The organism is Rhizobium sp. R693, from assembly GCF_002211315.1.
In the GTDB taxonomy this organism is placed as follows: Bacteria; Pseudomonadota; Alphaproteobacteria; order Rhizobiales; family Rhizobiaceae; genus Rhizobium.
The window spans coordinates 157,925-171,154 of the sequence record NZ_LOKY01000049.1; the positions used below are offsets into that span (position 1 = coordinate 157,925).

Sequence of the window (13,230 nt, forward strand, 5' to 3'; positions counted from 1 at the left end):
GGTAATAAATCCTTAGCCTAATGTTTCTATCCTTGGCTGGTAAGACGCCAGCCGGGACAGAAGCTGGGGCAAGGAGCAGCCATGCAGAGGTTTATGATCGCCGACTCGTCGGATGTCGTTCGGAAGGTGGGAAAGCGCATCCTTTCCGAGCTCGACTTTATGGTCAGTGAAGCCTCGAGTGCCGTTGAAGCTCTCGCCAACTGCCAGGTTCAACTCCCCGAATACCTCATCGTCGATTCCGGTATGGACAATGCACTCGAGCTGATTTCGACCATTCGCGGCATGGAAGGCGGCAAGGAGGTCAAGATCTACTATTGCGTGGTCGAGGCCGATCTCAAGAAGCTGATGATGGGCAAGCGGGCAGGGGCGACCGATTTTCTACTCAAGCCGTTCGACCGCAAGATTCTCACGGCCGTTTTCGGCAACCGTGCGATCGCCGCATAGTTTCCAAGATCTCTCAACCGACCGAAGCCGCCTCCGGGCGGCTTCTCCATGTATCCAAAACGGCTTGCATGCCAAAAACAGAAATCCCGCCACAACGGACGGGATTTCTTTAAGCTTGGCAAAGGGGATGAAACGTCAGGCGGTTTCGGCGTACTCGGCACCATCCGGCTCGCGCAGAACGTAGCCGCGGCCCCAGACAGTTTCGATATAATTTGCGCCGCCGGCAGCATTTGCGAGCTTCTTGCGCAGCTTGCAGATAAAGACGTCGATGATCTTCAGTTCCGGCTCGTCCATACCGCCGTAGAGGTGGTTCAGGAACATTTCCTTGGTGAGCGTGGTGCCCTTGCGGAGCGAAAGCAGCTCCAGCATCTGGTATTCCTTGCCCGTCAGGTGGACGCGCTGGCCGCCGACTTCGACGGTCTTTGCATCGAGGTTGACGATCAGCTCGCCGGTCATAATGACGGACTGGGCGTGGCCCTTGGAACGGCGGACAATCGCATGAATGCGCGCGACCAGCTCGTCCTTGTGGAAAGGCTTGGTCATGTAGTCGTCAGCGCCGAAACCAAGGCCGCGAACCTTGTCTTCAATGCCGGCCATGCCGGACAGAATCAGGATCGGTGTCTTGACCTTGGACAGGCGCAGAGTGCGAAGCACTTCATATCCGGACATGTCGGGAAGGTTCAAATCGAGAAGGATGATGTCGTAATCATACAACTTCCCGAGGTCGACGCCTTCTTCACCGAGATCGGTGGTGTAGACGTTAAAACTTTCTGATTTGAGCATCAATTCGATGCTCTGCGCTGTCGCGCTATCATCTTCGATGAGTAGTACCCGCATTCTTATCCCCTTTACCGCCGCCGAAAGGTGGTCTGGCCCCCTACGCGATACCGAATATGTCACTGCGTGATTTGGAAGCTGCCACGAAATGGTTAACAAATTCTGATTCACTCTGGCAAGAGGTAATCAATTTATTAAATAATTTGTCCATTCCGCTGTTTTCCAACGAGAATTCGCAAAGCCAAATCCTTAACTTTTACATTAAGAACGGCTGGTAAGCGATTCATTCGACTCACCAATGAAACGGTATCGGAAATCGCGTAGTTGTGTTTACCGACCCTTAAATCATCGGTACTATCATTAACGATGCCCGTAAACGAAAGGTTACCAGCGGTAGGTTTTTGTTAATACCGACGGAAATTTTTTCGGCAGTCCGTGTCAAAGCGGCCCGCCGGGGCGATTTAAAGTGGAGCAGGGGTCTCGCATCACTGGAGTAATGCGTATGAAGTCGCGTGAGAGCCTAGTTCGCCTGAAGGAATTTCAGGTGAACGAAAAACGTCGCCAACTGCAGCAATTGCAGATGATGATGTCCGAATTTGAGCGGATGACGAAGGATCTGGAGAGCCAGATCGTCGTCGAAGAAAAAAAGTCCGGCATTTCCGACCCGAATCACTTCGCCTATCCGACTTTCGCGAAGGCAGCTCGCCAACGCGCGGATAATCTTCAGGTCTCGATCAAGGAGCTGAAGATGCAGGAAGAGTCGCTGGAACAGGCGCTCGAAGAGATGCAGGCGGAATATGCACGTGCAGCCGCGCTGGAAGAGCGCGACGGCGCAGTCCGGGCAAGAGCCTGAAGGCAGGAAACGGGCGCTACTTGGCGCTTGGGCATCGCCTCGAAAAAAGCCATGCATGATGGGCTGTCGCGTCCGTCATACATGGCTTTTCCTGTTTGCAATGCTAGCCGTTGACGACGTCGCGCCATTCCTCGTGACGTTGTGCTTGCGCCTTGAAGAAAGGGCATAGCGGAAAGATCTTCCATCCGCCTTTGCGTGCTTCCTCGACTGCATGCAGCGCAAGTGCCTGGCCAACGCCTTTGCCGCGCAACGCATCGGGAACGCCGGTGTGGTCAATGATGACGAGTTTGGGCGAAGTCCGGGAGTAGGTCATTTCGGCCTGGTGGCCTTCCACCTCTGCGACGTAGCGGCCGCCGGAAGCATTCTCTTCGTTCTTGATGTCCATTGCCATTCCTCATCAATATTTCGCTATTGGTGGAAATTGGCATGTCGTCTCAGCCGCGCCAAGCCGGCCGACAAGGACACTGTGTTCGATGAGACGCGCGGTAGGGGAGATTGCTGCCGGTACTAGGCCGGCAGCGATTTCTGGTCACCGATCGAGTTCCTGCCGAGTGGTCCATGGGGCAGAAAAGCTATGGTGAGGCTTCTAGCAGCTGATGGAAGCAGGGCATCATCTGGCTGCGTTAATGATTTCGGGCCGTCTGTGGATCCTCCTCAGGAGATCCGATCGGCCCGAAACGTAGAATTCGTTGCCCGGAAGGGCTTGTCAGTGACGATACTGCTGGATGCGCGTTGTGCGCAAACCGGCAAGGCCGTGGCTGTTAATGGAAGACTGCCAGGACAGAAACTCTTCGACAGTCAACGTGTAACGCTCGCAGGCTTCTTCCAAGCTCAACAGGCCACCACGAACCGCCGCTACAACCTCTGCTTTGCGGCGGATAACCCAGCGCCTTGTGTTCGGCGGCGGCAAATCCGCAATCGTCAGCGGGCTGCCATCGGGGCCGATGACATATTTTACTCGGGGACGTATCATTTCGGTCATTGGACTCTCTACACAACTCAAGACCACGGCAGCCACTCTAGCTTGTCACATTTAAGAATTGCCTAAGCGCATCGTAACACTTTGATAAGAAATTTAGGCGTCGACCGGCCAAGAAGCGATTTGCGTCCGTTGCAGACTTCCCCAGCGTAAATTTGTGGTGAGCGCATAGGAGCCATGCGTAATGGTCGGTGGGCAATTGATAATCGCCAATTTATAAGCGCTGCAACATAGTTGTGAGCGCAAGAATTCGTCTCCGTTCTTACTGTAGTGTCCGGAATGACCAAGGCTGTTTGCTTCGTATCCTTTTGATACGGAGGCTTTTGCTTTTCTCGGATGCTGTGCGACCTCTCTAGGGTCGGCAGATGAAGAAGTTGAGCCGAAGGTTGCCGCCGAGGGACAAGAGAATGAAGAGACAAGAACGTGCCGTCCGCGGCGGCGCGGGCGATACTGTTTTTTCGCGGATCGCGTCTGGGCAGAAAATGTCCATGGAACGATTCAGCGACTACGTCGCCGAAATAGCAACAGAGGCTGGATTCAATCACTACTTGCTGGCCGAATTTCCGCGCGGAGACCGCAGCGGCTTCGTCAGCAACTATCTTGTCGGCAATTGGCCACAAGAGCTCGTCAATTTCTATGAGGAAGCAGACCTCTTCTATTGCTGCAAGCTTATCGCTGCTCTCAAAAGGACGGCGATGCCGGTCTTTTGCGATAACCCGCCTTTCGAGAGCGCGGCGGCAAATCAAGAGAACCAGCAGCTGACGACACTCTTCAGGGTGCATGGCCTGAAAAGCACCTTTGCGTTTGCTTTGCATGACATGCATTTGCGGCAGTACGTTTTTGTGTTCTCGGGGGATCGCGTGCGCCTAACCCGTGCGGAGGCGATGGAGCACGTTTTTCGTGCGATGGAATTCCTAGAGTTATACGGACAGCAGAACCCTCCGGAGCAGCCCACGGAAAGCCTCAGCAACCGGGAAGTCGAATGCCTGCGCTGGTCGGCCGCGGGAAAGAGCAGTGAAGAGATCGCGATTATTCTTGATCTCTCCGCCCATACAGTCGTCGGCTATTTGAAGAGTGCGATGCGAAAGCTCGATTCCGTCAATCGCATGCAGGCAATTGCCCGCGCATTCCGCTATCGCCTGCTCTAGGCATCATCGATCTAATTTACAGCATGATTGCTGAGAGTTCGGTCTTCGTGGCTCCAAACTCATATTGCGCACTGCCGTCATGCAGGAGGGCCAGCCAATCCCCTTCAGTCAGTGACACCAGCGCGCACGCAGTATGGCGCGCCGCGCCAGCCGAAGCCGGGCCAACAGCGGATGCAAGTGCCGTTGTGCGGTTTGCTTCTACCACTGCCGCGTGCCCGTAAGAAGATAATGTGCTTGCTGTCAGCAGCAGGATGTAGAGACCGGTCTCCGGAATAAGCAGGCGATCGCCGACGCCGGACGGAACGACCGGGCCGAGGGTGAAGCCGCCCTGCAGCACATGAAAATCGCTGAAACCGGTTCGGCTGCCGGATGCCGGTGTGGATGTTCCTGCGGCCAAGGACACCCGCGCGATCGGCCTTGCTGGAGTTCTCACGGCACCTCGGGGTGAAATTGTCAGAGCAGTCAGCCAATCGCTGCCGTCGCCGCTGACCTTAACGGAAAACTCGTCGCTTCCGGTGAGACCCATTTCCGCCCGACCCGACCATGCAGTCTGAAACAGCAGGGTGCCAGTTTCCGCGGTGGCGGACTTGTTCACCTTCAACTGGTGTCCAGTGCCAGAATGAGTGAAGAGACTTGCGTCCGAACACGCGGTTGACGGCATCGGGCGATGCGTTGACGCCGATCACAGGAACGGAACCGTCGTCATCAAGCGATATCGCCCGCCACGCGTCGTTGCTGAGGGCACGGAGTTGGCCTTGCGTCATGAAAAAGGCTCGCCAGCCCGTCTTCGGCTCGATGTAGATTCAGGCGCCGTCCTGGCGCGTCCTTTCCGGACCATGCGCCACCGGCTCCTTCGGCAACGAGATAGCATTGCCCCTCGGAAGCGTCGGACGGTGGAAGGGAGGGCTCGCCCGCGATCGAGAGTTGGACAATGGCATCGAGACGTTGCAGCGCCTCGTTGTGGGTCACGTGCTTTTGTGCCTGGGACGGTAGGATGTAGGGCAGGGCGAGATTGTTCGTCTGGTCAGACACGGCTTGCCGCTCCCGGAATCGCCGGTGCTGTCCGGCGTGGTTTCATTCACCGAGAATCCTAGATGCCGTGAACGGGGCGTGGACCGCGAGGCGCGCGTCCTGCTGATTTTGCTTGGTTTTTCGACGGGGTTACGCCCGCTGCAGCGCGGATTTGGTGCTGCCCCAGGAAATGAAGCTCGGGTTGGCGAAGTCGCTGTCATGCGCCTGTGAGGTCTTGCCGTAGGTCAGCGGCAATCCGTCCAGCGTGACCGTCGAGCCACCCGCGGCGCGCAACACGGCGTCGCCGGCAGCCGTATCCCACTCCATCGTGCGCGTGAAGCGCGGATAGACGTCAGCCAGCCCTTCGGCCAGCATGCAGAATTTCAGGGAAGAACCGATGTTGGTGCATCGCGAGATGGCGTTTGCCGCAAGAAAGACGTCCGTCTCGGGGCTATTGTGGGATCTGCTTGCCAACGCCGTCCGGTCGGACGGTTGCGAGCGCACCTGGATAGCTGTCCGCCGGCTCACCTGAAAATGCTCATCGACCAAGAGCTTCTCGGCCCTGTCGTTCTCGCCGGCAAAGGCGACGCCAAGGGCAGGGGCGTAGACGATCCCGGCAAGAGGGCGTCCGTCGCTGATGAAGGCGATATTCACGGTGAATTCGGGCCGCTTGTCGATGAATTCCCGAGTGCCGTCCAGCGGGTCCACAAGGAAGAACGACCTGCCGATCACAGGGGTGTTGCCAGCCGCCACCGATTCTTCCGCGATAATCGGCGTGTTGGGGAAGGCTGCTTCAAGCTGTGCGATGATAATGCGCTCGGCCCGCTCGTCGGCGATGGTGACCGGGCTGTTGTCAGCCTTCCTGGCCGACGGGCATCCCTCAAGGTACACCTGCATGATTTCCTTGCCCGCTTCGAGAGCGGCGCGCTCAAATGTTTCGAGCATTGCTCGCCTTCCGGATGTCACATGTCGCGCCTGTGTAAAGCGCTTTGCTCTATATAGGCAATTCTTCCGGCGATGGGAATCGTATCCCGCGTAAGTTCGCCGTGTGCATTTGGTCGCGTTTCAAAAATGCGAAGCGATGCTTCCATGAAGAGAATTCCAGCTACGCTGGCAGCGACTGGCCTCCGGCATCTGTGCCGTTTACAGTCAAAAAGCGCTTTCTTGAGCTCTGCGTGCCAAAAAAAGCGAATTCCTGACCGTAAAAAAGTCATTTTCACTAAAACGGCAAAGAACTTTGGAGCTTTGCGATTTTGCACTTCCCTTTTGGTTTGAAAGCGGTATGAAATCCTAAAACAAGGGCTCATCAAAGGCTCTAATAACAAGAGATGCTGGCTGAAGCGGTCTGCATCCAGGGGAAATGACATATGGAATATTTTGTCCAGCAGCTCGTTAATGGGCTGACTCTTGGATCCATCTATGGCCTTGTGGCTATTGGCTATACGATGGTTTACGGCATTATCGGCATGATCAACTTCGCCCATGGCGATATCTTCATGCTTGGCGGTTTTGCCGGCCTTATTGTCTTTCTCGTCCTCACTTCCATGTTCGCGGGCCTTCCGGTTGCAGTTCTGCTCCTGGTCATGCTGCTCATTGCGATGCTGATGACGAGTTTGTGGAACTGGACGATTGAGCGTGTTGCTTATCGTCCGCTGCGCGGATCCTTCCGTCTCGCGCCGCTGATCACCGCGATTGGCATGTCGATCACGCTGTCGAACTTCATTCAGGTCACGCAGGGTCCGCGCAACAAGCCGATTCCGCCGCTGGTCAGCACCGTCTACAACATTGCCGGCATTTCCATTTCGCTGAAGCAGATCGTCATTATCCTCATTACGGTCGTGCTGCTGACGGTGTTCTGGTATCTTGTCAATCACACGTCTCTCGGCCGTGCCCAGCGCGCAACCGAGCAGGACCGCAAGATGGCGGCTCTTTTGGGCGTCAATGTCGATCAGACGATTTCCATCACCTTCATCATGGGTGCGGCGCTCGCTGCGGTCGCAGGCACGATGTATCTGATGTATTATGGTGTCGTGAACTTCAACGATGGCTTCGTACCGGGTGTGAAGGCGTTCACCGCGGCCGTTCTCGGCGGCATCGGTTCGCTTCCGGGCGCTGTTCTGGGCGGGTTGATGATTGGCCTGATCGAGTCGCTGTGGTCGGCTTACTTCACCATCGCGTACAAGGATGTGGCGACATTCGCCATCCTCGCTTTCGTGCTGATCTTCAAGCCGACGGGTATCCTGGGCCGGCCGGAAGTCGAGAAGGTTTAACGTCATGGAAAATGTTGTACGTTCCGCTGACAAGCCCGCCAAAGCCGGACTTGTCCAGACGGGTATTAAAGAAGCCCTGTTCGCAGCCCTGATCGCGTTCGGCATGTTCGTGCTGTATGTCGGTCTGAAGACCGATCAGAACATCAGCAACGAGCTCATTATCATCCAGCGCTGGGGCCTGCTGGCCATCTTCGTCGCGATTGCTGCCGTCGGCCGCTTCCTGATGGTCGTTTTTGTGAAGCCGCATCTGGATGCCCGCAAGCTGAAAAAGGCACGCAGTGGCGAGCTGGACATCTCGACCGAGAAGGGCTTTTTTCACACGCATTTTCTGAAGATCGCGCTCGTGGCGCTGCTGCTCTATCCCCCGTTCATCTACGCTGTTGCTGGCCCGCAGGGTTCGCTGAAGTGGGTGGATAACTTTGGTATCCAGATCCTGATCTACGTGATGCTGGCCTGGGGGCTGAACATCGTTGTCGGTCTCGCCGGCCTACTCGATCTCGGTTACGTCGCGTTCTACGCAATCGGAGCGTATTCTTACGCGCTTCTATCCAGCTATTTCGGACTGTCGTTCTGGGTGCTGCTGCCTCTGTCCGGTATTTTGGCAGCGCTGTGGGGTGTCATTCTGGGCTTCCCTGTCCTGCGCCTGCGTGGTGACTACCTCGCGATCGTAACGCTGGCCTTCGGTGAAATCATTCGTCTCGTGATTATCAACTGGACGGATCTCACCAAGGGCACGTTCGGCATCTCGGGTATTCCAAAGGCAACGCTTTTCGGCATTCCCTTCGATGCGAGCGCCGGCGGCTTTGCGAAGCTCTTCCATCTGCCGATGTCCTCGGCCTACTACAAGATCTTTCTGTTCTACCTGATCCTGGCCCTTTGCATGCTGACCGCCTATGTGACGATCCGCCTGCGCCGGATGCCGATTGGCCGCGCATGGGAAGCCCTGCGCGAGGATGAAATCGCCTGCCGCTCCCTTGGCATCAACACGACGACGACGAAGCTCACGGCCTTTGCAACAGGCGCCATGTTTGGCGGCTTCGCGGGCTCCTTCTTTGCTGCCCGCCAAGGCTTCGTTTCTCCAGAATCGTTTGTCTTCCTGGAATCGGCTGTCATCCTCGCCATCGTCGTTCTCGGCGGCATGGGTTCGCTGACGGGTATTGCGATTGCCGCAATCGTCATGGTCGGCGGCACGGAACTGCTGCGTGAGATGGATTTCCTGAAAGCGATTTTCGGACCGGACTTCACACCTGAGCTCTATCGCATGCTGCTGTTCGGTCTGGCGATGGTCGTCGTGATGCTGATCAAGCCGCGCGGTTTCGTGGGATCGCGTGAACCGACAGCCTTCCTCAAGGAGCGCAAGGCCGTATCCGGAAGCTTCACCAAGGAGGGCCACGGTTGATGAGCTCTCAGGAAATCAATATGACCAGCGATACTCTGCTCAAGGTCGAGCACCTGTCGATGAAGTTCGGCGGCCTGATGGCGATTAACGACTTCTCATTTGAAGCTAAGCGCGGCGACATTACCGCACTCATCGGCCCGAACGGCGCCGGCAAGACGACGGTCTTCAATTGTATCACCGGCTTTTACAAGCCAACGATGGGGATGATCACGCTGAAGCAGAAGGGCGGCAAGGAGTTCTTGCTGGAACGCCTTCCGGACTTCCGAATCACCAAAGAAGCTAAGGTCGCCCGCACGTTCCAGAACATTCGGCTGTTTTCCGGCCTGACGGTTCTCGAAAATCTACTCGTCGCCCAGCACAACAAGCTGATGAAGGCGTCCGGATTCACCGTGATGGGTCTCGTGGGCATCGGGCCGTATCGGACCGAGGCGAAGAACGCCATCGAACTGGCGCGCCACTGGCTTCAGAAGGCTGATCTCATCGATCGCGCCGATGACCCGGCTGGTGATCTGCCTTACGGCGCTCAGCGCCGGCTCGAGATCGCGCGCGCCATGTGTACCGAACCGGAGCTTCTGTGCCTCGACGAGCCCGCCGCTGGCCTCAATCCCCGCGAGTCGGCTGCGCTGAACGCGCTGCTGCGCAGCATCCGTACGGACAGCGGCACGTCGATCCTTCTGATTGAGCACGACATGTCGGTGGTCATGGAAATTTCCGACCATGTCGTCGTGCTGGAATACGGCCAGAAGATTTCCGACGGCACGCCTGAAGAAGTGAAGCACGATCCGCGGGTTATCGCGGCCTATCTCGGTGTCGAGGACGAGGAAGTGGAAGAAGTGATTGCAGCCGTAGAGAACCTCGAAGGAGGCTCGCACTAATGACTGGTCAGCCACTTCTAAACGTTCAGGGCGTTGAAACCTATTACGGCAACATCCGGGCCCTGGCCGGAATCGACGTCGAGGTCCATCGGGGCGAGATCGTCAGCCTGATCGGTGCCAACGGCGCCGGCAAGTCGACGCTGATGATGACGATTTGCGGAAGCCCGCAGGCACGCGTCGGCTCGGTAATCTTCGATGGGCAAAACATCACGCGTTTGCCCACGCACGAGATTGCACGGCTGCGCATCGCCCAGTCGCCGGAGGGGCGGCGCATTTTCCCGCGCATGACCGTCATGGAAAACCTCCAGATGGGTGCCGGCCTCGACAATCTGAAATACTTCAAAGAGGACGTCGAGAAAGTCTTTGCGATGTTTCCGCGCCTTAAGGAGCGGCAGGGCCAGCGCGGCGGCACGCTCTCGGGCGGCGAGCAGCAGATGCTTTCGATCGGTCGTGCGCTGATGGCGCGTCCGAAGCTGCTGCTCCTCGACGAGCCATCGCTTGGTCTTGCTCCGCTGATCGTCAAGGGCATTTTCGAGGCGATCAAGAAGTTGAACAAGGAAGAGGGGCTGACCGTCTTCCTCGTGGAGCAGAACGCTTTTGCAGCACTGCGTTTGTCGGACCGCGCCTATGTCATGGTCAACGGCAAGGTCACTATGAGCGGTTCCGGTACGGAGCTGCTGGCTAATCCGGAAGTTCGTGCCGCCTATCTTGAAGGCGGGCGTCATTGAGCATGACGAAGAGGAGACTTTGATATGCAGGGACTTTTCTTTGAAGGCGATACGGGTGTGCGCAGCGCCATTCGGCTTTTTGTCGTGCTGATCGGGTTCTGGACGGCGTGGCGGGCCGGCAGAGCCGCGGCCGAGAGCTGGAGCGGCTATCCTCTGGTGATCGCCTATACGGTTCTGCTCGCCGGCGCGATGCAATTCCTGCATCACGCACTGTTCGATGGTCCGGTCCTCAGCCTCTTTTACTATGTGATCGACTTCGTCCTTCTTTTGATCTTCTCGACGGCTGGCTATCGCTATCGCCGGACCAATCAGATGGTCAATAACTACTACTGGCTATACCAAAAGACGTCCCCCTTCTCCTGGAAGGCAAAACATTGACAGCCGGTTGAATCTAGGGACAGATTGCCCCTTCGAGTGGAACAAGTTTCCTGGCGCAGTAAAGTGGGTAATGCGCTGGGTAGTGGAACAGAACCCGCTAAAAAATTGGGAGTAATAGAATGAAAAAGTCTCTCCTGTCGGCTGTAGCTCTGACGGCGATGGTCGCCTTCAGTGGCAACGCATGGGCCGACATTATCGTTGGCGTTGCTGGTCCGCTGACCGGCCCGAACGCCGCGTTCGGCGCTCAGCTCCAGAAGGGCGCAGAGCAGGCGGCCGCTGACATCAACGCTGCTGGCGGCATCAACGGCGAGCAGGTCAAGATCGTACTCGGCGACGACGTTTCCGACCCGAAGCAGGGCATCTCGGTTGCGAACAAATTCGCTGCTGACGGCGTCAAGTTCGTTATCGGCCACTTCAACTCGGGCGTTTCGATCCCGGCTTCCGAAGTCTACGCTGAAAACGGCATGCTCGAAATCACCCCGGCCGCTACGAACCCGAAGTTCACCGAGCGCGGTCTCTGGAACACGTTCCGTACCTGCGGTCGTGACGACCAGCAGGGTGCAATCGCCGGCAAGTATCTTGCTGACCACTTCAAGGACGCCAAGATCGCTGTCGTTCACGACAAGACGCCTTACGGCCAGGGTCTCGCTGACGAAACCAAGAAGTCTCTGAACGCTGCTGGCGTTACCGAAGCCCTCTACGAAGGCATCAACGTTGGTGACAAGGACTTCTCGGCCCTCATCGCCAAGATGAAGGAAGCCGGCGTGTCGATCATCTATTGGGGTGGTCTCCACACCGAAGCTGGTCTGATCATCCGTCAGGCTGCAGACCAGGGCCTCAAGGCTACGCTGGTTTCCGGTGATGGTATCGTTTCGAACGAACTGGCATCGATCGCTGGCGATGCAGTTGCCGGCACGCTGAACACCTTCGGTCCCGATCCGACGCTTAACCCGGCCAACAAGGACCTCGTTGCGAAGTTCAAGGCCGCCGGCTTCAACCCGGAAGCGTATACGCTCTACTCCTACGCTGCACTCCAGTCGATCGCTGGCGGTGCGAAGGCTGCTGGTTCGACGGATGCAGAAGCCGTTGCCGCTGCACTGAAGGCAAAGGGCCCGTTCCCGACCGTTCTCGGCGACATGTCGTTCGACGAAAAGGGCGACCCGAAGCTTCCCGGCTACATCATGTACGAGTGGAAGAAGGGTCCGGACGGCAAGTACAGCTACTTCCCGCAGGAAGCCAAGTAAGGGTTCATTCCCGCTTGTGCGGATTTTGGAAGCCCGGTCGCAAGACCGGGCTTCTTCCGTTTGGCCCGTCGGTCTTTTTGCGCTACTGGCTAGAAGGCCAATCACAGCATCCTGAACAGGTGACCATGTCCAAGCCACGCATTCTCGTCACACGCCGCTGGCCGTCAGCCGTCGAACGCATTCTTTCGGAACGGTTCGATGCAACATTGAATCTGGACGATCAGGCGATGAGTGTGGAGGCGCTGGCCCGGACGATCGGAGAGTACGATGCAATTCTGCCGACGGTCTCGGACAAGTTGCCCGCAGCTGTTTTTGATGCGGTGACACCGCGCACACGCATACTCGGCAATTTCGGCGTCGGTTACAATCATATCGACACTAATGCCGCCAGGGATCGCGGGATCGTGGTGACAAATACCCCCGGCGTGCTGACCGATTGCACGGCTGACATCGCCATGCTGCTGCTGCTGACGGTTGCCCGGCGGGGCGGCGAGGGAGAGCGTCAGGTCCGCTCCGGCGAGTGGGACGGGTGGTGCCCGACGCATATGATTGGGACGAAGGTCACCGGCAAAACGGTGGGCATCATCGGCTTTGGGCGCATCGGCAAGGCGTTCGCGCAGCGTTGTCATTTCGGCTTCGGCATGGACGTGATTTTCTACAACAGGTCTCCCGTCGATCGCGCGGAAGCCGCGCGCTATGGCGCCTGTCAATTGCCAACCGTCGAGGACGTATTGGCGCAATCCGATTTCGTGTCCCTGCATTGCCCAGGCGGCGCGGAAAACCGGCACCTGATGAATGCAGAGCGGCTTGCGGCAATGAAGCCCGGTGCTTTCCTGATCAATACGGCACGCGGCGATGTTGTCGACGAGGTCGCTTTGATTTCGGCCCTGAAGGGCGGCGTCATCCGCGGTGCCGGGCTTGACGTGTATGCGGCCGAGCCGCACGTACCAGACGCATTGAGGGCCATGGAGAATGTCGTTCTGCTACCTCATCTCGGCAGCGCGACGGAGGAAACCCGCACGGCCATGGGGATGAGGGTGGTGGACAATGTTACCGCCTTCTTCGAGGGCAAATCGCCACCTGATCGCGTTGTTTGAGCTGTCGGTTTGATCCGCCGGATGGTC

At 57.3% G+C, this 13,230-nt stretch carries 16 protein-coding genes; 10 read left to right on the forward strand and 6 right to left on the reverse strand.

Annotated features, from left to right (window positions below):
* Positions 1-81 precede the first annotated feature (81 nt).
* Positions 82-444, forward strand: a complete 363-nt coding sequence (locus ATY79_RS29755; protein ID WP_007790307.1) for a response regulator — start codon at positions 82-84, stop codon at positions 442-444.
* Between the two features lie 135 nt (positions 445-579).
* Here the strand turns inward: ATY79_RS29755 and ctrA are convergent, their stop codons facing one another.
* Positions 580-1,281, reverse strand: coding sequence for a cell cycle two-component system response regulator CtrA (ctrA, locus tag ATY79_RS29760; protein WP_003542362.1), 702 nt, complete (start codon positions 1,279-1,281; stop codon positions 580-582).
* 442 nt (positions 1,282-1,723) lie between these two features.
* On the opposite strand from ctrA, the gene ATY79_RS29765 reads away from it, so the two are divergent.
* On the forward strand, positions 1,724-2,074 hold the full coding sequence (locus tag ATY79_RS29765; RefSeq protein ID WP_007790305.1) for a hypothetical protein: 351 nt from the start codon (positions 1,724-1,726) through the stop codon (positions 2,072-2,074).
* A gap of 103 nt (positions 2,075-2,177) precedes the next feature.
* Here ATY79_RS29765 and ATY79_RS29770 read toward each other — a convergent pair whose 3' ends face one another.
* Both ATY79_RS29770 and ATY79_RS29775 read right to left on the reverse strand, forming a co-directional pair.
* Positions 2,178-2,459, reverse strand: a complete 282-nt coding sequence (locus ATY79_RS29770) for a GNAT family N-acetyltransferase (RefSeq protein WP_088695065.1) — start codon at positions 2,457-2,459, stop codon at positions 2,178-2,180.
* A 321-nt stretch (positions 2,460-2,780) separates the two neighbouring features.
* Positions 2,781-3,056 carry a DUF1153 domain-containing protein gene (locus ATY79_RS29775; RefSeq protein ID WP_007533628.1) on the reverse strand — a complete coding sequence of 92 codons (276 nt, stop codon included), beginning with the start codon at positions 3,054-3,056 and terminating at the stop codon, positions 2,781-2,783.
* A gap of 404 nt (positions 3,057-3,460) precedes the next feature.
* Between ATY79_RS29775 and ATY79_RS29780 the strand changes: the two genes are divergently transcribed.
* Positions 3,461-4,201: a LuxR C-terminal-related transcriptional regulator gene (locus ATY79_RS29780; RefSeq protein ID WP_088695064.1), complete on the forward strand. Its 741-nt coding sequence runs from the start codon at positions 3,461-3,463 to the stop codon at positions 4,199-4,201.
* Between the two features lie 16 nt (positions 4,202-4,217).
* On the opposite strand, the gene ATY79_RS31820 is transcribed toward ATY79_RS29780, so the two are convergent.
* The 3 genes from ATY79_RS31820 to cysQ all read right to left on the reverse strand — a co-directional run bounded on the left by ATY79_RS31820 (position 4,218) and on the right by cysQ (position 6,157).
* Positions 4,218-4,796: a hypothetical protein gene (locus ATY79_RS31820; protein ID WP_245312475.1), complete on the reverse strand. Its 579-nt coding sequence runs from the start codon at positions 4,794-4,796 to the stop codon at positions 4,218-4,220.
* A gap of 110 nt (positions 4,797-4,906) precedes the next feature.
* The gene (locus tag ATY79_RS31825) at positions 4,907-5,233 is read right to left on the reverse strand and encodes a DUF2793 domain-containing protein (protein WP_245312476.1); all 327 of its coding nucleotides are present in this window, start codon (positions 5,231-5,233) and stop codon (positions 4,907-4,909) included.
* Between the two features lie 129 nt (positions 5,234-5,362).
* Entirely contained in the window at positions 5,363-6,157 is a 795-nt protein-coding gene (gene cysQ, locus ATY79_RS29790; RefSeq protein ID WP_088695063.1) for a 3'(2'),5'-bisphosphate nucleotidase CysQ, read from the reverse strand.
* A gap of 422 nt (positions 6,158-6,579) precedes the next feature.
* Between cysQ and ATY79_RS29795 the strand changes: the two genes are divergently transcribed.
* The 7 genes from ATY79_RS29795 to ATY79_RS29825 all read left to right on the forward strand — a co-directional run bounded on the left by ATY79_RS29795 (position 6,580) and on the right by ATY79_RS29825 (position 13,203).
* A complete protein-coding gene (locus ATY79_RS29795; RefSeq protein ID WP_088695062.1) occupies positions 6,580-7,482 on the forward strand; it encodes a branched-chain amino acid ABC transporter permease LivH in 903 nt (300 codons plus the stop codon).
* 4 nt (positions 7,483-7,486) lie between these two features.
* A complete protein-coding gene (gene livM / locus ATY79_RS29800) occupies positions 7,487-8,881 on the forward strand; it encodes a high-affinity branched-chain amino acid ABC transporter permease LivM (protein ID WP_088695061.1) in 1,395 nt (464 codons plus the stop codon).
* A gap of 20 nt (positions 8,882-8,901) precedes the next feature.
* Entirely contained in the window at positions 8,902-9,756 is an 855-nt protein-coding gene (locus ATY79_RS29805) for an ABC transporter ATP-binding protein (protein WP_007533640.1), read from the forward strand.
* On the forward strand, positions 9,756-10,484 hold the full coding sequence (locus tag ATY79_RS29810; RefSeq protein WP_088695059.1) for an ABC transporter ATP-binding protein: 729 nt from the start codon (positions 9,756-9,758) through the stop codon (positions 10,482-10,484). Before ATY79_RS29805 ends, ATY79_RS29810 begins: the two co-directional genes overlap by 1 nt.
* 24 nt (positions 10,485-10,508) lie before the next feature.
* Positions 10,509-10,862, forward strand: a complete 354-nt coding sequence (locus tag ATY79_RS29815; RefSeq protein ID WP_088695058.1) for a DUF6867 family protein — start codon at positions 10,509-10,511, stop codon at positions 10,860-10,862.
* 119 nt (positions 10,863-10,981) lie between these two features.
* Complete coding sequence (locus tag ATY79_RS29820; RefSeq protein WP_088695057.1) at positions 10,982-12,106, forward strand: branched-chain amino acid ABC transporter substrate-binding protein; 1,125 nt, start codon at positions 10,982-10,984, stop codon at positions 12,104-12,106.
* A 125-nt stretch (positions 12,107-12,231) separates the two neighbouring features.
* Positions 12,232-13,203, forward strand: a complete 972-nt coding sequence (locus ATY79_RS29825) for a D-glycerate dehydrogenase (protein ID WP_189638099.1) — start codon at positions 12,232-12,234, stop codon at positions 13,201-13,203.
* Positions 13,204-13,230: the final 27 nt, after the last annotated feature.

Excerpts from the sequence above, each read along its gene's own strand:
- ATY79_RS29755 (WP_007790307.1), top strand. The coding sequence starts at position 82 with ATGCAGAGGTTTATGATCGCCGACTCGTCGGATGTCGTTCGGAAGGTG.
- ctrA (WP_003542362.1), bottom strand. The coding sequence starts at position 1,281 with ATGCGGGTACTACTCATCGAAGATGATAGCGCGACAGCGCAGAGCATC.
- ATY79_RS29765 (WP_007790305.1), top strand. The coding sequence starts at position 1,724 with ATGAAGTCGCGTGAGAGCCTAGTTCGCCTGAAGGAATTTCAGGTGAAC.
- ATY79_RS29770 (WP_088695065.1), bottom strand. The coding sequence starts at position 2,459 with ATGGACATCAAGAACGAAGAGAATGCTTCCGGCGGCCGCTACGTCGCA.
- ATY79_RS29775 (WP_007533628.1), bottom strand. The coding sequence starts at position 3,056 with ATGACCGAAATGATACGTCCCCGAGTAAAATATGTCATCGGCCCCGAT.
- ATY79_RS29780 (WP_088695064.1), top strand. The coding sequence starts at position 3,461 with ATGAAGAGACAAGAACGTGCCGTCCGCGGCGGCGCGGGCGATACTGTT.
- cysQ (WP_088695063.1), bottom strand. The coding sequence starts at position 6,157 with ATGCTCGAAACATTTGAGCGCGCCGCTCTCGAAGCGGGCAAGGAAATC.
- ATY79_RS29795 (WP_088695062.1), top strand. The coding sequence starts at position 6,580 with ATGGAATATTTTGTCCAGCAGCTCGTTAATGGGCTGACTCTTGGATCC.
- livM (WP_088695061.1), top strand. The coding sequence starts at position 7,487 with ATGGAAAATGTTGTACGTTCCGCTGACAAGCCCGCCAAAGCCGGACTT.
- ATY79_RS29805 (WP_007533640.1), top strand. The coding sequence starts at position 8,902 with ATGACCAGCGATACTCTGCTCAAGGTCGAGCACCTGTCGATGAAGTTC.
- ATY79_RS29810 (WP_088695059.1), top strand. The coding sequence starts at position 9,756 with ATGACTGGTCAGCCACTTCTAAACGTTCAGGGCGTTGAAACCTATTAC.
- ATY79_RS29815 (WP_088695058.1), top strand. The coding sequence starts at position 10,509 with ATGCAGGGACTTTTCTTTGAAGGCGATACGGGTGTGCGCAGCGCCATT.
- ATY79_RS29820 (WP_088695057.1), top strand. The coding sequence starts at position 10,982 with ATGAAAAAGTCTCTCCTGTCGGCTGTAGCTCTGACGGCGATGGTCGCC.
- ATY79_RS29825 (WP_189638099.1), top strand. The coding sequence starts at position 12,232 with ATGTCCAAGCCACGCATTCTCGTCACACGCCGCTGGCCGTCAGCCGTC.